The 16,796-nt window shown below is 66.9% G+C and carries 15 protein-coding genes and 1 other RNA gene; 8 read left to right on the top strand and 8 right to left on the bottom strand.

Going from position 1 to position 16,796, the window contains the following annotated elements; genetic code table 11:
- Window positions 1-5: 5 nt before the first annotated feature.
- From CFB43_RS10370 to trxA, 8 genes are all read right to left on the bottom strand, one after another.
- Window positions 6-1,367 carry an MATE family efflux transporter gene (locus tag CFB43_RS10370; RefSeq protein ID WP_089473006.1) on the bottom strand — a complete coding sequence of 454 codons (1,362 nt, stop codon included), beginning with the start codon at window positions 1,365-1,367 and terminating at the stop codon, window positions 6-8.
- A gap of 2 nt (window positions 1,368-1,369) precedes the next feature.
- Complete coding sequence (locus CFB43_RS10365) at window positions 1,370-3,202, bottom strand: ArnT family glycosyltransferase (RefSeq protein WP_089425568.1); 1,833 nt, start codon at window positions 3,200-3,202, stop codon at window positions 1,370-1,372.
- A 144-nt stretch (window positions 3,203-3,346) separates the two neighbouring features.
- Window positions 3,347-3,607 (bottom strand): type B 50S ribosomal protein L31, encoded by a 261-nt coding sequence (locus CFB43_RS10360; RefSeq protein WP_006753671.1) that lies wholly within the window; start codon window positions 3,605-3,607, stop codon window positions 3,347-3,349.
- A 157-nt stretch (window positions 3,608-3,764) separates the two neighbouring features.
- The gene (locus CFB43_RS10355) at window positions 3,765-4,598 is read right to left on the bottom strand and encodes a zinc-dependent peptidase (RefSeq protein WP_089494994.1); all 834 of its coding nucleotides are present in this window, start codon (window positions 4,596-4,598) and stop codon (window positions 3,765-3,767) included.
- A gap of 38 nt (window positions 4,599-4,636) precedes the next feature.
- Window positions 4,637-6,193 (bottom strand): MFS transporter, encoded by a 1,557-nt coding sequence (locus tag CFB43_RS10350; protein WP_089494993.1) that lies wholly within the window; start codon window positions 6,191-6,193, stop codon window positions 4,637-4,639.
- Entirely contained in the window at window positions 6,190-6,690 is a 501-nt protein-coding gene (locus CFB43_RS10345) for a MerR family transcriptional regulator (RefSeq protein WP_089494992.1), read from the bottom strand. Before CFB43_RS10345 ends, CFB43_RS10350 begins: the two co-directional genes overlap by 4 nt.
- 133 nt (window positions 6,691-6,823) lie before the next feature.
- The gene (gene rho, locus CFB43_RS10340; protein ID WP_006478662.1) at window positions 6,824-8,086 is read right to left on the bottom strand and encodes a transcription termination factor Rho; all 1,263 of its coding nucleotides are present in this window, start codon (window positions 8,084-8,086) and stop codon (window positions 6,824-6,826) included.
- A 193-nt stretch (window positions 8,087-8,279) separates the two neighbouring features.
- Window positions 8,280-8,606 carry a thioredoxin TrxA gene (trxA, locus tag CFB43_RS10335; RefSeq protein WP_006402348.1) on the bottom strand — a complete coding sequence of 109 codons (327 nt, stop codon included), beginning with the start codon at window positions 8,604-8,606 and terminating at the stop codon, window positions 8,280-8,282.
- Window positions 8,607-9,009: 403 nt separating this feature from the next.
- Between trxA and ffs the strand changes: the two genes are divergently transcribed.
- The 8 genes from ffs (at window position 9,010) to CFB43_RS10295 (ending at window position 16,795) form a co-directional block, all read left to right on the top strand.
- Window positions 9,010-9,108, top strand: an RNA gene (ffs, locus tag CFB43_RS10330) — signal recognition particle sRNA small type.
- Between the two features lie 128 nt (window positions 9,109-9,236).
- Window positions 9,237-11,600, top strand: a complete 2,364-nt coding sequence (locus CFB43_RS10325; RefSeq protein ID WP_089494991.1) for a DNA polymerase III subunit gamma/tau — start codon at window positions 9,237-9,239, stop codon at window positions 11,598-11,600.
- Between the two features lie 92 nt (window positions 11,601-11,692).
- Complete coding sequence (locus tag CFB43_RS10320) at window positions 11,693-12,019, top strand: YbaB/EbfC family nucleoid-associated protein (RefSeq protein ID WP_006482124.1); 327 nt, start codon at window positions 11,693-11,695, stop codon at window positions 12,017-12,019.
- A 31-nt stretch (window positions 12,020-12,050) separates the two neighbouring features.
- A complete protein-coding gene (gene recR / locus CFB43_RS10315) occupies window positions 12,051-12,647 on the top strand; it encodes a recombination mediator RecR (RefSeq protein WP_006478665.1) in 597 nt (198 codons plus the stop codon).
- A 136-nt stretch (window positions 12,648-12,783) separates the two neighbouring features.
- Window positions 12,784-13,989 (top strand): CaiB/BaiF CoA transferase family protein, encoded by a 1,206-nt coding sequence (locus tag CFB43_RS10310; RefSeq protein WP_089425563.1) that lies wholly within the window; start codon window positions 12,784-12,786, stop codon window positions 13,987-13,989.
- 222 nt (window positions 13,990-14,211) lie between these two features.
- Window positions 14,212-14,973: a 5'/3'-nucleotidase SurE gene (gene surE, locus CFB43_RS10305; RefSeq protein WP_089494990.1), complete on the top strand. Its 762-nt coding sequence runs from the start codon at window positions 14,212-14,214 to the stop codon at window positions 14,971-14,973.
- Complete coding sequence (locus tag CFB43_RS10300; protein ID WP_089494989.1) at window positions 14,970-15,902, top strand: protein-L-isoaspartate(D-aspartate) O-methyltransferase; 933 nt, start codon at window positions 14,970-14,972, stop codon at window positions 15,900-15,902. Before surE ends, CFB43_RS10300 begins: the two co-directional genes overlap by 4 nt.
- A 5-nt stretch (window positions 15,903-15,907) precedes the next feature.
- A complete protein-coding gene (locus tag CFB43_RS10295) occupies window positions 15,908-16,795 on the top strand; it encodes a peptidoglycan DD-metalloendopeptidase family protein (RefSeq protein WP_089494988.1) in 888 nt (295 codons plus the stop codon).
- Window position 16,796: the final 1 nt, after the last annotated feature.

The raw sequence follows: 16,796 nt of genomic DNA, 5'->3' as shown, positions 1-16,796 counted from the left end.
GCGCGTCAGGCGGACGTGGAAGCAGCGGCATGCGCACGACTGACGCGGCGCAGGTACAGCACGAGCCCGGCGCCCGCGAGCATCAGGCTGATCGTGTTCGCGAACCAGAAGCCGCGCGCGCCGGTCAGCCATGCGGGCGCGATGCCGCCCACGTCGAAACCCAGCGCATAGCCGCCGCTGAGCCCGACGCCCCACAGCGCGACCGCATAGATCACGGTCGGCACGACCGCGACCTTGTAGGCGCGCAGCACGAACGCCGACGTGACCTGCAGCGCATCGAAGACGTGGTAGCACGCGACGATCGCGACGAGCGGCATCGCGGCCGCGGCGACGGCCGGGTTCGGCGTATAGCCGCCGATGATCAGCGGGCGCAGCACGAACACGAGCAGGCCGTAGGTCGCGGCGATGCCGCACGCGAAGATCACGCTGTGCCGGCCGAGCAGCCGGGCTTCCTCGGGCCGTCCGGCGCCGAGCGCGCGCGCGACCAGCGTCGACGCCGCCACGCCGATCGACAGCGGCGTCATGTACAGCACCGCGCCGATGTTGCCGGCGATCTGGTGGCCGGCGAGCGTCGTCGTGCCGAACTGCGCGATGAACAGCGCCATGCACGTGTACGACGTGACCTCGATCAGGTACGACAGGCCCATCGGCACGCCGAGTTTCAGGATCGCCTTCTGGCGCTCCCAGACCGGCCAGCAGAAGCGCGAAAAGATCGCGAGCGGCGCGAACACGTCGAGCTTCGCGAGCAGCGTGTAGCCGATCAGCGCGAGCGCCCAGTTGATCAGCGTGCTCGCGAGCCCGCAGCCGGGGCCGCCGAGCGCCGGCACGCCGAACCCGCCGAAGATGAACCACACGTTGAGCGGAAACTTGAGCAGCAGCGCGCCGATCTGCAGGATCATCGCGAGGCGCGGCTTGCCGGCCGCATTGGTCAGCGCGTTGTAGATGCGAAAGACGAGGCTGGCGGGCAGCCCGTAAGACAGGATGCGCAGGTAGTCGACGGTGCGGTCGTGCAGCGCGGCGGGCGTGTGCGCGACGCGCAGCAGCGGTTCGGGAAAATGCAGCAGGAGAAAGCCGGGCACCGCGAGCAGCAGCGCGAGCCACAGCGCCTGGCGCACTTCCTCGCCGATCTCGGCATAGCGGCGCGCGCCGTACAGCTGCCCGGTGATCGGCTGCAGTGCGGACAGGATGCCCGTCAGGCCGATATAGATCGAAATGTAGATCGACGAACCGAGCCCGAGCGCGGCGAGATCGACGGCCGAGTAGCGCCCGACCATCGCGGTGTCGATCACGCCGAACGCGATGATCGCGAGCTGGCCGACAAGCACCGGCCACGCGAGACCGACGATCCGGCGGATGTCGCCGAACATCGTCAATCGGCCGGCTGGCGGCGCGGCGGGCGCCGCTTGACGGGCGTCTTCGGCCGTTCGATGCGCTCGTACAGGCGGAACCGCTCGTCACGGTCGGCGGCGCGGCGGCCTTCCCACACGAGACGCCACACGTATTGCGACATCGAGCTCGGCTCGCCGAAATCCGAGCGGTCCTGGCGCAGGATCACGTCGCAGTCGCCGGAGAAATCGAAGCGCATGTTGCCGAAATACGCGAAGGTCGCGATCTGCGCGTCACCGAGCCGCACCGGCGAGATGCACTCGTAGTCGGACGGCAGGTGCACCGCGATCTGCTGCGCGACGTCGCGATAGGTCCGGCCGTAGTTGACGATCGGCAGCCACAGCGTCATCAGCAGCACCCACATCAGCGTGGTGCCCGCACCCGACAGCACGACGCTGCGCCACAGCACTTTCGGCTGCCGCGAGATGCGCCAGCGCACCAGGAAGCACCAGCATACGGTGGCGATCACCGCGCAGATGAACGACAGGATCTTGAAGTGCGGCTCGTAGCCGGGCACGAGGCGGGCGAGGTTGCGCGCGAGCGGATGCGGGAAGCCCGTGATCGAGGCGAGCCACACGAGCCACACGAAGGTGCCGAGGATCGTGAAGCTCAGCACCGCGAACCAGTCGATCGCATTGATTGCGCCGCGCTTGAGGGTCGGCAGCGCGAACGTCGCGAGCACCGCGAGCGGCGGCAGCAGCAGCATGTACATGCGGTTCGACTGCTGGCTCTGCAGGATCACGAGCGCGACGAGCGGCACCGCGACCGACAGCGGAATCGCGACGTGCGCACGGCGGCGCATACCGGCCCAGCTCCACCATGCCCAGATCGCGAGCGGCCACGCGGGCCAGGTGAACAGCGGCAGGTTCTTCGCCGCATAGCCGAGCACCGCGGTCGGCGGGCCCGAAAAGCGCATCAGGCTGCCGTGAATCCACTGGTTGAAGAACCATGCGGCATCGTCGGGCGCCGCGACGAACGCGGCCAGCGGCCACAGCGCGAAGATCGCGGCCGCGAGCGGCACGCCGACCAGCGGCAGGCGCAGGTTGCGCATCTCGGGCGTGACGAGCCACAGCACGGCCGTGCCGGCGAGCAGCGCGACCACCAGCACCGGATTGCCGGACAGCGCGACGAGGCCCATCGCGAGGCCCCACCACAGCGCGCCCTGCATCGGCTTGTCGATGCCGCGCACGATCCCGTAGACGAGCATCGCGATCCACGCGAACTGCGCAAGCTGCGGCGTCGTTTCGTGCCCGCGCTCCGCGAGACCGAAGCAGGCGACGAGCACCAGCAGCGCGCCGTCGGCGAGCGTGCGGCCGTAGTCGCGCGGCTCGGGCTCGCCGCCGAATGCGTACTTGAACGGCTGGACCTCGGCACGCCGGCCGAGCAGGTAGGCGGCATACCAGACGAATGCGCACGCGACGCAAAACAGCACGCCGGTATCGACGCGCGACGCGTTGCTTGCGTCGACCCACGGGCCGAGGCCGCGGATCGACAGCGCGCCGAGCCAGTAGCCGAGCGGGCCGTCGGTCGTGATGAACTTGCCGACCAGGTTCGGCAGCAGCCAGTCGTGCCAGCCGCCCTTGGCCATCGTCCACATCACGCCAAAGCCTGCCGCGTCCTCGTTCTTCCACGGGTCGCGGCCGAACAGGCCGAACGCGGCGTAGACGAAGCAGAGCGTGAGCAGCAGCCAGCGCGGCAGCGCGCGCGTGGCGGAGGCGGTGAGACGGACGACAGGCTTCATGCAGATGAGCGATTTGTTATGGGCGGGTGGCCGGCGCGGATGCGCGCGGTCGAGCCGGTTTCGAGCATCCGGCATTGTAGACGCGCCCGCTGTTGCGCGTCAGGTCGATGCCCGGGCGCCGGCTGGCGCCTGCCGGGCGAGCAGAGACAAAAAAGGGCAGCCTGGGCTGCCCTTTTGTGCGGTACCGGTGCAATGCAACCACCGGATGCAGTGCGAAGCTTACTTCGCCTTGCCGCTGGCGCGAACGCCGAACTTGTTCTTGAACTTCTCGACACGGCCTGCCGTGTCCATGATCTTTTGCTGACCCGTGTAGAACGAGTGCGATTCCGACGACACTTCGATCTTGGCGAGCGGGTAGGTCTTGCCGTCGAGTTCGATGTTTTCGCGCGTCTGGATCGTCGAGCGCGTGATGAACTTGAAGCCGTTCGACATGTCTTGGAAGACGACTTCGCGGTAGTTCGGGTGGATGCCTTCTTTCATGGTCTTTCCTTGGTGAGAGCGGTAGCCAACCCGCCGCTTGCCGTGCCGGAACGCGCACATTGCGCCAACCAGACGACGCCAAGCCCGGCGCGAGCCACTTGCCTAAGGTCGAAAAACGGCGATTATGCCAGAAAATCAGATGGTTGACGAATAATTTTCACGGTGCGTCGAGCGCGCCGGTACCGGCCGGATCCTGCCGGTAGTAACGCGCGAGCAGCCGGTACAACTCCGGAAATTCGGACTCGAACGCTTTCGGCCGGACGAACAGCGCTTCACTGCATACCGCGAAGAATTCCGACGGGTGATCGGCGGCATAGGGATCGATCAGCGAGTCCCGCTCGAAGCGCGCCCACGCACGGTCCGGCACCGCGTCGACGCGCGCGCAGAACTGGTCGTACGCGTGCTCGAACACGTCGGCCCACGCCTGCGCATCGAGGTGCGGCGCGTGCCAGCGGCGAAATAGGGGCGGATAGCCATCGGCCGCGCCGTTGACCATGTCGATCTTGTGCGCGAACTCGTGGATCACGACGTTGTACGCGTCGTGGCCGTCCGTCATCTGCGCGTCTTCCCAGGACAGGATCACGGGGCCGCCTTCCCAGGCCTCGCCGCTCGCATCCTGCTCGACTTCGTGCACGACCCCGTCCTCGTCCTGCACCGTCTTGCGGATCACGAATTCGCCCGGATACACGACGACGCCGACCCAGCCGTCGTACAGCGACAGATCGAGATTCAGCACGGGCAGGCAGGCCTGCGCGGCGATCGAGACGATCATCGCGTCGGTCAACTCGAGCCCGTGCGCGGTCGAGAACGATTTCTTCGCGACGAACAGGCTCGTCAGTTCGCGCAGCCGGCCGAGCGCGTCGGGAGGCAGTGCCGCGAGGAACGGCAGGCGCTCGACGGTGTCCTGCCACAGTGTGTCGGGAATCGGGTGGCTGCGCAGCGCGCGGTCGCGGCGGCGGTCGTCGAACCAGCGGGTCAGTTTCGAGAGCATGAAGGCGGCTCGCGGAAATCCAAAGCCTGTCTTTTAACTCAATCGATCTCTTTTTGCCATGCCGCAAAAAGGCCGCCGACGAGCGCCACGCCCGCCAGGAAGTAAAAGCCGTCGAGCGACGCGAGGAACGACGCCTGTTGCGCGACCATGCGCGCGATCGACGCGATCGCCAGGCCGTGCGCCTCGCTCAGCGCATGACCGGCGGCGGCATAGCTGTGCGTCAGCGCATCGACGGTCTGCTGGAACAGCGGATCGAACACATTTGCACGCTCGACGAGCCGCGTCTGGTGCACGGCCACGCGGTGCTGTTCGACGATGATCACCGACGACGTCGCGAACGAGATCGTCAGTTGCCGCACGATGTTCTTCAACCGGTAGCCGTGCGTATATTCGTCGATCGCGAAGATCCGGAACGTCAGGTTGGCCACGGGCAGCACGATGAAGAGCAGCAGCAATCCGCGCAGCAGCAGCGGGACGATCAGCGCGGCTTCGCCGACCTGCGGCGTCATCCGCGTCATCCACAGCGCGGCCGTGATGGCGACCGCGAACCCCGGCACGACGAACCACTTCTTGTGCGTGACGAATTTCGCGTAACGCAGGTACGCGAACAGCGCGGTGGCCGAAATCAGCGACATCGTGCCCACCAGTCGCCCGGCGTTTTCGACCGGATAGCCGAGCCCGCTTTCGAGAAAACGCGACGTCAGGTAACTGAAGCCCGTCGACTCGTAGTAATAGAACATATAGAGCAGCAGCCCGACCTGGAACGTCCGCTCGCGGAACGCGTGCAGGCGCACGAGCGGCGTCGGATGATGCCACTGGTGATACGCGAACCACGCAAGCGCGCCGATCCCTGCGATCGTCAGCAGGATCAGCATCGGCGAGCCGCTATAGAGCTGGTAATGCACCTGCTGCAGCACGATCTGCAGCGCACCTTGCGCGAGCGCGAACACGACATACGGCCAGAAGTGTCCGGAGCCGCGTTCGTCGTCGGGTGTCCGGCCCGAATCGGGTAGCGTGAGTAGCGCGAGGATCGCGAACGCAATGCCGGCCGGCGCCGAGCACGCAAACAGCGCGCGCCACGTCGAATGTGCGACGAGCAGGCCGCCGACGATCGGCGCGAGCGCGCTGCCGAGCAGGATCATGATCAGGAACGCGCGCGTTGCGGGCGGCCGTTCCTGCGGCTTGAAACTGATCTGGATCAGGATCCGGCACGCGCCCATCATCGGGCCGATGAAATAACCCTGAAAGCCGCGCGCGAACGCGAGCTCGAGCGACGTGTCGGCGAGCGCGGCCGCGATCGCGCCGAACGAGAACATCAGCATGCAGCCGGCGACGTAGCGGCGATGGCCGAGCCGGTCGACCCACCATTGCTGCTGCAGGATGCCGAGCACGGCGGTGACCGCGTAGGCGCTCGACGACCACACGAGTTCATCGGGCGATGCGTTGATGCCGCCCGCGATGTAGCTCGCGAAGAACGAGAAGATCGCGTTGTCGAAGTAGTCGATGCCGGTAACGAGTGCGAGCGCCCACGGGAACAGGTCCGCACGCAGGTTCGCGCGGCTCCACAGTGGCGAGCGACCGGGCATCGCGCTCACTCGCGCGCCTTGCGCGCGCGCCGCGTGCCGGCTTCGGCCTGCCGCTGCGCGATCAGCGCATCGGCGTTTTCGCCGGCAAGACGCCGTTCGACGTAGTCGATGTCGTGCTGCAGTTCCTTGCGCAGCGCGACGGCTTCCGTCAGTTCGCGCTGGACGGCCGCGATCCGCCGGTCGAGCGTGTCGACCTGCTCGGCGAGGCCGGCGCGGATCTCGCGCAGCGACGCGTCCGAATAGCGGCGCCGGCCGTCGCCCGTTTCTTCCAGCGGGCGCTTCAGCATCTCGGTGATGCCGTGCAGCGAAAAACCGAGCGCGCGCAGCCGCAGGATGCGTGCGAAGCGCTCGAGGTCGGCCTCGTCGTACAGGCGGTAGCGGCCTTCGCTGCGCGACGGCGTGACGAGCCCGCGCTCTTCGTAATACTTCAGCGTGCGCGGCGTGACGCCGAGCCGTGACGCCGCATCGCTCACGGTCAGCAGCGGGGTGGAGGTGTCATTCGGCATCGGGAGGCGGATGGGGTTCGAGCGATGGCGCGATTATAGATCAACCTGTACGTTCACGTTCAGGTTGGCGCCGAAAAACGGCCGCCGGGCAAGATGCGCGGGCGGCCGTTTTTGGGGCGCGGAGCGACGGTGATCAGCCGCCGCGGCGCATCAGGTCGAAGAACTCGGAGTTGCTCTTCGTCTGGCGGATCTTGTCGAGCAGGAATTCCATCGCTTCGACTTCGTCCATGTCGTGGATGAACTTGCGCAGCACCCAGATCTTCTGAAGGATCTCGGGCTTGATCAGCATTTCTTCGCGACGCGTGCCCGACTTGTTCAGATTGATCGACGGATACACGCGCTTTTCCGCGAGACGGCGCTCGAGGTGCACTTCCATGTTGCCGGTGCCCTTGAACTCTTCGTAGATCACGTCGTCCATGCGGCTGCCGGTTTCGATCAGCGCGGTGCCGATGATCGTCAGCGAGCCGCCTTCCTCGATGTTGCGCGCCGCGCCGAAGAAGCGCTTCGGACGCTGCAGTGCGTTCGCGTCGACACCACCCGTCAGCACCTTGCCCGATGCCGGGATCACGGTGTTGTACGCGCGTGCGAGACGCGTGATCGAGTCGAGCAGAATCACGACGTCGTGCTTCATTTCGACGAGGCGCTTGGCCTTCTCGATCACCATTTCGGCGACCTGGACGTGGCGCGTGGCCGGTTCGTCGAACGTCGATGCGATCACTTCGCCGGCGACCGAGCGCTGCATTTCGGTCACTTCTTCAGGGCGCTCGTCGATCAGCAGCACGAACAGGATCACGTCCGGGTGGTTCTGCTTGATCGCGTGTGCGATGTGCTGGAGCATCACGGTCTTGCCCGACTTCGGCGACGCGACGAGCAGGCCGCGCTGGCCCTTGCCGATCGGCGCGATCATGTCGATGATGCGGCCCGTGACGTTTTCCTCGCCGCGCATTTCGCGTTCGAGCGACAGCGGCTTGTTCGGGTGCAGCGGCGTGAGGTTCTCGAACATGATCTTGTGTTTCGAGGCCTCGGGCGGCTGCCCGTTGACTTTGTCGACCTTCACCAGCGCGAAGTAGCGCTCGCCGTCCTTCGGCGTGCGGACTTCACCTTCGATGGTGTCGCCGGTGTGCAGGTTGAAGCGGCGGATCTGCGACGGGCTGATGTAGATGTCGTCGGTGCTCGCGAGGTACGACATTTCCGGCGAGCGCAGGAAGCCGAAGCCGTCCGGCAGCACTTCGAGCGTACCGTCGCCGAAGATCGTCTCACCCGTCTTGGCGCGCTTTTTGAGAATGGCGAACATCAACTCCTGCTTGCGCAGGCGGTTCGCGTTTTCGATCTCCAGGCCATTGGCCATTTCGATCAGTTCGGAGACGTGCAGAGACTTGAGCTCGGATAAATGCATACGGAGAACCCGCCAGGGAGGAGACGACGAAAGAAATAAAGGGAGGAGGGCGAGCGGAAGCGCTCAGAGACTTAAATGCGTCTTGTAGACGTTTTTTAATTCTAGCATAGGCCGATTCGCGCTTGAGCGAGCGATCGGCGGCTTGTCGACGGACGTGTTGCCGGCTGACAACACGTCCGCGGAACGGCCTGTATTACAGGTGGCTGTCCAGGAATGCGGTGAGCTGCGACTTCGACAGCGCGCCGACCTTCTGCGCGGCGGCCGCGCCATTCTTGAACAGGATCAGCGTCGGGATGCCGCGCACGCCGAACTTCGCGGGCGTCGCCTGGTTGTCGTCGACGTTGATCTTCGCGATCTGCAGCTTGTCGCCGTAGTCCTTCGCGACTTCGTCGAGGATCGGGGCGATCATTTTGCACGGGCCGCACCATTCGGCCCAGAAATCGACGAGCACGGGCTTGTCGGATTTGACGACGTCCTGTTCGAACGATGCGTCGCTGATGTGTTTGATCTGTTCGCTCATTGGGTCAATACCTCTTACGGTTCGGGGACTGCCTGCTTGCGCGTTGCGGCGTACCGGCTGCCGTGGGCGGCCGGCCGCTGCGGCAGGTCACTCCACTCTCCGGAAAGGAGGCGTGTAAGCGCTGCATGCCGCGGCTCGCGGGTCGTTCGGGCGTCATATTAGCCTAAATTGCTATCTGCTGCGGGCGGCGATAGTAGCCGCTACGCGAGTAGGGGTACGACGCGGCGTTCGACCGTTGTGTCCAGCAGGTGGAGGCCGGCTCGCAAATTACAAGGGGTGGGCGCGCGGGCCATTCGCGTCGGGTGAGCTTCGTGGCCCGGTGCGCGTCGGTTTGTCCGGTCATATTCGCTTTGGTGCGAACAAACGGTCGCATTCATCCGGAAGCGGTGATAGAATATGCCGTGACGGGCCTCCTCGCATGGTGGGGCGGTGAACCTGGTCAGGTCGGGAACGAAGCAGCCACAATCGTTTTCCGCCAGTGCCGAGGGTTGGGCTCGTCACCTTCCATCTCGCCCCGTTCGCCGGGCGTTTTTTATTTCTGCACCCCACTCCGTTTTACCTGCGCGTTTGCCTGTCTTCCGCACCGTTTCGCGTGTCGGCGCGACGCAGCGTTACTGATACAATTTCCCGATGACCTATCAAGTTCTCGCACGCAAGTGGCGTCCGAAGGATTTCGCTTCGCTCGTCGGCCAGGAGCATGTCGTCAGGGCGCTTACGCACGCGCTCGACGGCGGGCGTCTCCATCACGCCTATCTGTTTACCGGAACCCGCGGTGTCGGCAAGACGACGCTGTCGCGGATCTTCGCCAAGGCACTCAATTGTGAAACCGGCATCACGTCGCAGCCGTGCGGCGTGTGTCGCGCCTGTCGCGAAATCGACGAAGGGCGTTTCGTCGATTACGTCGAGATGGATGCCGCGAGCAACCGCGGCGTCGACGAAATGGCCGCGCTGCTTGAGCGCGCGGTGTACGCGCCCGTCGATGCGCGCTTCAAGGTCTACATGATCGACGAAGTGCACATGCTGACGAATCACGCGTTCAACGCGATGCTGAAGACGCTCGAGGAGCCGCCGCCGCACGTCAAGTTCATCCTCGCGACCACCGATCCGCAGAAGATCCCCGTCACCGTGCTGTCGCGCTGCCTGCAGTTCAACCTGAAGCAGATGCCGGCCGGGCACATCGTGTCGCATCTCGAGCGGATCCTCGGCGAAGAGCAGATCACGTTCGAGCCGCAAGCGCTGCGCCTGCTCGCGCGCGCCGCGCAGGGCAGCATGCGCGACGCGCTGTCCCTCACCGATCAGGCGATCGCCTATTCGGCGAACGAGGTGACCGAGTCGGCCGTGTCGGGCATGCTCGGCGCGCTCGACCAGACTTACATGGTGCGTCTGCTCGACGCGCTCGCCGCAGGCGGCGGCCCGGATATTCTCGCGATTGCCGACGAGATGTCGCTGCGCAGCCTGTCGTTCTCGACCGCGCTGCAGGATCTCGCGAGCCTGCTGCATCGCATCGCGTGGGCGCAGTTCGCGCCGGGCTCGGTGCTCGACGAATGGCCCGAAGCGGGCGACCTGCGTCGCTTCGCCGAGACGCTGAGCCCCGAGCAGGTCCAGTTGTTCTATCAGATCGCGACGGTCGGTCGCGCCGAGCTCGGCCTGGCGCCGGACGAGTACGCCGGTTTCACGATGACGCTGCTGCGGATGCTTGCGTTCGAGCCGGCGGTTGCCGCCGGCAGTGCGCCGGTCGGCCAGCCGTCCGCGCCGCGTGCGGTGCCGGGCTCGCGCGTGGCGGCGGCATCGGCCGCTGCGGCGAAGCCGGTATCGGCTGCACCTGCCGAAGCAGTGCGGCCGCAGGCTATTGCCCCGGTAGCACCCGCGGCACCGGTTGTGCGTGCGGCGCCGGTGCAGTCCGGCGACGAAACAGACCGGCCGGCCGTGAAACCGGCTGCCGTCGAAGCAGCCGCGCCGGCCCCGGTTGACGCGCCAGTCATCGAAACGCCGCAGCCGCAGACGGCTGCAGCACCGCAAGCGGAACCGGCCGGCGATCACCCGACGCCTGTCCGCAAGGAGCCCGAGCCGCCTGCTGCCGTTGCGCAGCGAAGTGACGAGCCGGCTGTGCCGGTCGAACCGATGCCGCGTGCTGCGCCGCCTGAGCCTGCCGCGCGTCCGGCGGCACGTTCCGGAGGCGCCGCCGCCGCGCTCGACGTGTTGCGCAATGCGGGGATGCGCGTGTCGTCCGACCGCGGGCGCGCAGGCGCCGCCGCCGTGAAACCGGCAGCCCAGCCGGCCGCCGAGAAGCCGGCCGTGCCGCGTCCCGCCGCCGTCCAGGTGCCGACGCCGCGCGCTGCGGCCCGTGCGCCGCAGGCGGCCGATTCGCGCCAGGCGTCGCCGCCGTGGGAGGACATTCCACCCGACGACTACGTGCCGCTCAGTGCCGACGAAATGTTCGGCGGCCCGCCCGACGATGGCTTCGTGCCGGTGTTCGACAGCGGCCCCGACGACGTGCGCGTCACGCCGAAGCCGGCGGAAACCCGTCCGTCCGCACCGGTCGACACGCGTCCGTTGCCGCCCGCGATCGCACTCGATCCGGTCGGTTTCGACGGCGAATGGCCGGCGCTGGCCGCACAGCTGCCGCTTAAGGGCGTCGCCTACCAGCTCGCGTTCAACAGTGAACTGACGGCGGTCGATGCGACCACGTTGAAACTTTCCGTGCCGGTGCCGCAATATGCGGACGCCGCGCAGGTGGCGAAGCTGAAGGCCGCGCTGGCCGATGCGCTCGGCAAGCCGGTCGAGGTGGCCGTCGAAGTCGGGCCCGCGCGGCGTACGGCGGCGGCGCTCGATGCGGCCGCGCGCGCGGCACGCCAGCGTGAGGCCGAGCAGGAGATTCACGGCGATCCGTTCGTTCAGCAGCTCGTGCGCGATTTCGGTGCGCGTATCGTCGAGGGTTCGGTGCGCCCGCTCGCCGACGCGGCGCCGGACGGCCCGCCGCCGACGCTGCATTGAACTGAGCGCCCCGCGACAGGCACAATCACGCCCACACATTGGCCGGCACGCGCCGCGTGCCGGTTTTCACACGATCAAGAAGGAGTATTCCCATGTTGAAAGGCAACCTCGCCGGACTGATGAAGCAAGCGCAGCAAATGCAGGAAAACATGAAGAAGATGCAGGAGCAGCTTGCGCTGATCGAAGTCGAAGGGCAGTCGGGCGCCGGCCTCGTCAAGGTGACGATGACGTGCCGCAATGAAGTGCGTCGCGTGTCGATCGACCCGAGCCTGCTCGCGGACGACAAGGACATGCTCGAGGATCTCGTCGCGGCTGCGTTCAACGACGCCGTGCGCAAGGCCGAAGCGACGTCGCAGGAAAAGATGAGCGGCATGACGTCGGGCCTGCCGTTGCCCCCGGGCTTCAAGCTGCCGTTCTGAGCGTAGCGTCCGTGTCACTTTTTGCTGCCGTATGAAACAGCCGTCCGCCCTGTCCGCGCTCGTCGAAGCGTTACGCGTGCTGCCCGGCGTCGGGCCGAAATCCGCCCAGCGCATGGCGGTCCACCTGATGCAGCACGATCGGGAGGGTGCGGAGCGGCTCGGCCGGTCGCTGCTGTTCGCGACCGAGCACCTGCAGCACTGCGAAAAGTGCAACACGTTCACCGAAGCGCAGATCTGCGAGGTCTGCAGCGACGAAGAGCGTGATCCGACGCTGCTGTGCGTCGTCGAGACGCCTGCCGACCAGATCATGCTCGAGCAGACGATGACTTACCGCGGGCTGTATTTCGTGCTGATGGGCCGGCTGAGCCCGCTCGACGGGATCGGCCCGAAGGAAATCCATTTCGACCGCCTCGTGCGGCGCGCGTCCGATGGTGTCGTCAAGGAAGTCGTGCTCGCGACCAACTTCACGAACGAAGGCGAAGCCACCGCGCACTACCTCGGCCAGACGCTGAAGGCGCGCGGGCTCGCGGTCACGCGCCTCGCGCGCGGCGTGCCGGTGGGCGGGGAGCTCGAATACGTCGACGCGGGCACCATCGCCCGCGCAATGCTCGACCGCCGCACGATGTAAGCCGGGCGCCGCCGGCCGCTCGCCGCGTTGCGCTCCTTGGCGATACGTCAGTATTCGCGGCGTCGCGCGCCTCGCGAGCGGCCGTTCTCGTGGCAACGCATGCACGTTCCATATGTAAACAGACCCTAGGAGACACATGAGCACCAGCCAGGGCCCGCTCGCGGGCGTCAAAGTGCTCGAATTCGGAACGCTGATCGCGGGACCGTTCGCGTCGCGGCTGTTCGCCGAATTCGGCGCGGAAGTGATCAAGATCGAGGATCCGAACGGGGGCGACCCGCTGCGCAAGTGGCGCAAGCTCCATCCGGAGCAGGGCGGCACGTCGCTGTGGTGGTCCGTCCAGGCGCGCAACAAGAAATCGGTCACGCTCAACCTGAAGGCCGACGCCGGCAAGGCGATCGCGCGGCAACTCGCGCGCGAGGCCGACATCGTGATCGAGAATTTCCGCCCGGGCCTGCTCGAAAAGCTCGGGCTCGGCTACGACGTGCTGTCGGCCGAGAACCCGGGCCTCGTGATGGTGCGCCTGTCCGGTTACGGGCAGACCGGCCCGTACCGCGACCGGCCCGGCTTCGGCGCGATCGCCGAATCGATGGGCGGGCTGCGTCACATCACCGGCTATCCCGAACTGCCGCCGCCGCGCATCGGCATCTCGATCGGCGATTCGATCGCCGCGCTGCACGGCGTGATCGGCGCGCTGATGGCGCTGCATCACCGCAAGGTCAACGGCGGGGCGGGGCAGGTGGTCGACGTTGCACTGTATGAAGCCGTCTTCAACATGATGGAAAGCGTCGTGCCCGAATACGGCGTGTACGGGATGGTGCGCGAGCGCACCGGCGCGTCGCTGCCGGGCATCGTGCCGTCGAATACGTATGCGTGCCGCGACGGCAGCATCGTGATCGGCGGCAACAGCGACCCGATCTTCAAGCGGCTGATGAAGGCGATCGAGCGCGACGACCTCGCGGACGATCCTGCGCTCGCGCAAAACGACGGGCGCGTGCCGCGCACGCAGGAGATCGACGACGCGATTGCCGCGTGGCTTGCGCCGCGCACGATCGAAGAAGCTCTCGTCGTGCTCAACGCGGCCGACGTGCCCGCCGGCCGCATCTACAGCGCCGCCGACATGTTTACCGATCCGCAGTTCGTCGCGCGGCAGATGATCCAGCGCTTCAAGCTGGCCGACGGCACCGACATTCCTTTGCCGAACATCACGCCGAAGCTGTCCGACACGCCGGGCGAAACGCGCTGGCTCGGGCCCGAGCTCGGCGAGCATACGGACGAGGTGCTGCGCGGCCTCGGCTACGACGCGCCGGCGATTGCCGCACTGCGCGAAGCGGGCGCGATTTGACCACCCTCGGGCCTGTCGCTTCGCGCCGGGCTTCCGGAACGGCGCATTCTGCCAGGGCGCTCCGTTGGCGGGGGGGAAACCGGGGCGGCGCGACGTTTTCCTGAGCACGCGGAACGCCGCGCCGCAACGCGGCGGCGCAGCGTGTCCGGGTGCCCGCAGCCGTCGCTCCGCAGTCGCCGGACTGTCGCTCTCGCGCCATCTTTCCTCGGTTACAATCGCCGGATGCGAATCCTACTCAGCAACGACGACGGCTATCTCGCCCCCGGTCTCGCCGCGCTCAGCGACGCGCTGCAGCCGCTGGCCGAGCTCACGGTGATCGCGCCCGAGCAGAACTGCAGCGGCGCGTCGAATTCCCTCACGCTGTCGCGGCCGCTGTCGGTGCAGCGCGCGGCGAGTACGGGTTTCTTCTACGTGAACGGCACGCCGACCGATTCGGTACACGTCGCGTTGACGGGGATGGCCGACGCCAGGCCGGACCTCGTCGTTTCCGGGATCAACAACGGCCAGAACATGGGCGAGGACACGCTCTATTCGGGGACAGTTGCGGCCGCCACCGAGGGCATCATGTTCGGCGTGCCGGCCATCGCATTCTCGCTGGTCGACAAGGGCTGGGCCCATCTGGCGGACGCCGCGCGCGTCGCCGCGGAAATCGTCGAGCACTCTCTCGCGCATCCGTTGCCGGGCCAGCCGCTGCTCAACGTCAATATTCCGAACCTGCCGTATAACGAACTGAAAGGCTGGAAGGTCACGCGCCTCGGCAAGCGTCATCCGTCGCAGCCGGTGATTCGCCAGACCGACCCGCGCGGCGAACCGATCTACTGGATCGGCGCGGCGGGCGAAGCGCTGGACGCCAGCGACGGCACCGATTTTCATGCAGTGGCAAACGGTTTCGTGTCGATCACGCCGCTGCAGCTGGACCTCACGCACACGCAGATGCTGTCCGCGACGCGCGAATGGGCGCGCGCCGGAGGGCGGGCTTCATGAGCGGCGAGCGCGCGAAGCGGTTCCCGCTCGCGCTCGAAGATCTCAAGCGAGCGCCACGCAAGTCGGAAGGTCGGGCCGGCGAACGCCATGCGGCGGTTGCGGCATCGAAGGCCGCCGACAAGCCTGCGGCCGTGCTGAAACCGGTTGCGGTGAAGCCCGCTGCGACGCGATCGGCGTTGCCCGGCTCCGCCGCCGCGAAGCCGGCGACCGCGCCGAAGCCGACCGCACTGAAGCCGGCGATGCCGAAGCCGGCCGCACCGAGCGTCGCGCCGGCCGGCGCGTTCGCGCTTACGTCGGAACGCGTGCGCGAACGGATGGTCGAACGGCTGCGCGCGAACGGTGTGACCGACGCGCGTGTGCTGGAAGCGATGGCCGCGGTGCCGCGACACATGTTCGTGGATCCGGGGCTCGCGACGCAGGCCTACGAGGATTCGGCGTTGCCGATCGGCCACCAGCAGACCATTTCAAAGCCGTCGGTCGTCGCGCGCATGATCGAGCTCGCGATGGCCGGCCGCACGCTCGAGCGCGTTCTCGAGATCGGCACGGGCTGCGGCTATCAGGCCGCCGTGCTGAGCCACGTGGCACGCGACGTGTATTCGATTGAACGCATCAAGCCGCTCTACGAGCGCGCGAAGCTGAACCTGCGGCCGCTGCGCGTGCCGAACATCCGTCTGCACTACGGCGACGGGCGTGTCGGCTTGCCGTCCGCAGCCCCGTTCGACGCGATCGTGATCGCGGCGGCAGGGCTCGACGTGCCGCAGGCGCTGCTCGAGCAGCTCGCGATCGGCGGGCGGCTCGTCGCGCCGGTCGGCGCGCAGAGCGGGCAGCACCAGGTGCTCACGCTCGTCGAGCGCGTCGCGCACGCGCAATGGCGAGAGTCACGGCTTGATCGCGTTTTCTTTGTCCCTTTAAAATCCGGAGTAATTTGAAACCGATGAGTATGTTGCGCGCGATGCAAAACAACCGTTCCAGGGAACCGCTCACGCTCGCCCAGCGGGCGATCTGCGTAGCTGCGTTCTCCACGCTTCTGGCCGCCTGTGCGACGCGGCTCGACAACGCGCCCGTCGTCGATCGCTCCGGTTCGCTCGGCACGACCGGCACCGCGCAGCCCGCGGCGCCGCTTCCTCCGGCGCCGCCGGGTTACTACCGGGTGAAGCCGGGCGACACGCTGTACCGGATCGCACTCGAAAACGGGCAGAACTATCGCGACATCGCCGCGTGGAACAACCTGGCGAACCCGAATCAGATTGAAGTCGACCAGCTGCTGCGCGTTTCGCCGCAGGCTGGTGCCGCCGTTACGGGCACGCAGGTCGCCGCACCGATCGCGGGCGCCGCTGTTGCGACCGCGCCGCTCAGCAGCGGCCCGGCAACGCCGGCCGCCGGCACGTCGTCGTCGGTCGCGACGCCGCCTGCCGCGGCAGCCGCATCGAGCGATACGGCAGCCGCGCCGAGCGGCCCCGTGACGTTCGCATGGCCCGCGCGCGGTCCCGTGCTGAACGGTTTCGACGACGCGAAGAACAAGGGCGTCAATATCGGCGGGTCGGCCGGCGAGACCGTGAAGGCGGCGGCCGACGGTCGCGTCGTCTACTCGGGCAATGGCCTGCGCGGCTACGGCAACCTCATTATCATCAAGCACGATGCAACTTACCTCACGGCGTATGCACACAATCGCGCTTTGATGGTAAAAGAGGGGGACGCGGTAACGAAGGGGCAGAAGATCGCCGAGATGGGGAACAGCGATTCCGACCGCGTGATGCTGCATTTCGAGGTTCGCCGGCAGGGTAAACCTGTCGATCCGCTGAAGTATTTGCCGCCTCAATAAC

The organism is Burkholderia sp. AU15512, from assembly GCF_002223325.1.
Taxonomy (GTDB): Bacteria; Pseudomonadota; Gammaproteobacteria; order Burkholderiales; family Burkholderiaceae; genus Burkholderia.
This window is presented reverse-complemented; position numbering and strand designations above follow the sequence as displayed.

Coding starts and splice junctions, on each gene's coding strand:
- CFB43_RS10345 (WP_089494992.1), bottom strand. CDS start 6,690: ATGCCGAATGACACCTCCACCCCGCTGCTGACCGTGAGCGATGCGGCG.
- trxA (WP_006402348.1), bottom strand. CDS start 8,606: ATGAGCGAACAGATCAAACACATCAGCGACGCATCGTTCGAACAGGAC.
- CFB43_RS10360 (WP_006753671.1), bottom strand. CDS start 3,607: ATGAAAGAAGGCATCCACCCGAACTACCGCGAAGTCGTCTTCCAAGAC.
- CFB43_RS10300 (WP_089494989.1), top strand. CDS start 14,970: ATGAGCGGCGAGCGCGCGAAGCGGTTCCCGCTCGCGCTCGAAGATCTC.
- CFB43_RS10310 (WP_089425563.1), top strand. CDS start 12,784: ATGAGCACCAGCCAGGGCCCGCTCGCGGGCGTCAAAGTGCTCGAATTC.
- CFB43_RS10365 (WP_089425568.1), bottom strand. CDS start 3,202: ATGCCGGATGCTCGAAACCGGCTCGACCGCGCGCATCCGCGCCGGCCA.
- CFB43_RS10355 (WP_089494994.1), bottom strand. CDS start 4,598: ATGCTCTCGAAACTGACCCGCTGGTTCGACGACCGCCGCCGCGACCGC.
- CFB43_RS10320 (WP_006482124.1), top strand. CDS start 11,693: ATGTTGAAAGGCAACCTCGCCGGACTGATGAAGCAAGCGCAGCAAATG.
- CFB43_RS10295 (WP_089494988.1), top strand. CDS start 15,908: ATGAGTATGTTGCGCGCGATGCAAAACAACCGTTCCAGGGAACCGCTC.
- CFB43_RS10325 (WP_089494991.1), top strand. CDS start 9,237: ATGACCTATCAAGTTCTCGCACGCAAGTGGCGTCCGAAGGATTTCGCT.
- surE (WP_089494990.1), top strand. CDS start 14,212: ATGCGAATCCTACTCAGCAACGACGACGGCTATCTCGCCCCCGGTCTC.
- recR (WP_006478665.1), top strand. CDS start 12,051: ATGAAACAGCCGTCCGCCCTGTCCGCGCTCGTCGAAGCGTTACGCGTG.
- CFB43_RS10370 (WP_089473006.1), bottom strand. CDS start 1,367: ATGTTCGGCGACATCCGCCGGATCGTCGGTCTCGCGTGGCCGGTGCTT.
- rho (WP_006478662.1), bottom strand. CDS start 8,086: ATGCATTTATCCGAGCTCAAGTCTCTGCACGTCTCCGAACTGATCGAA.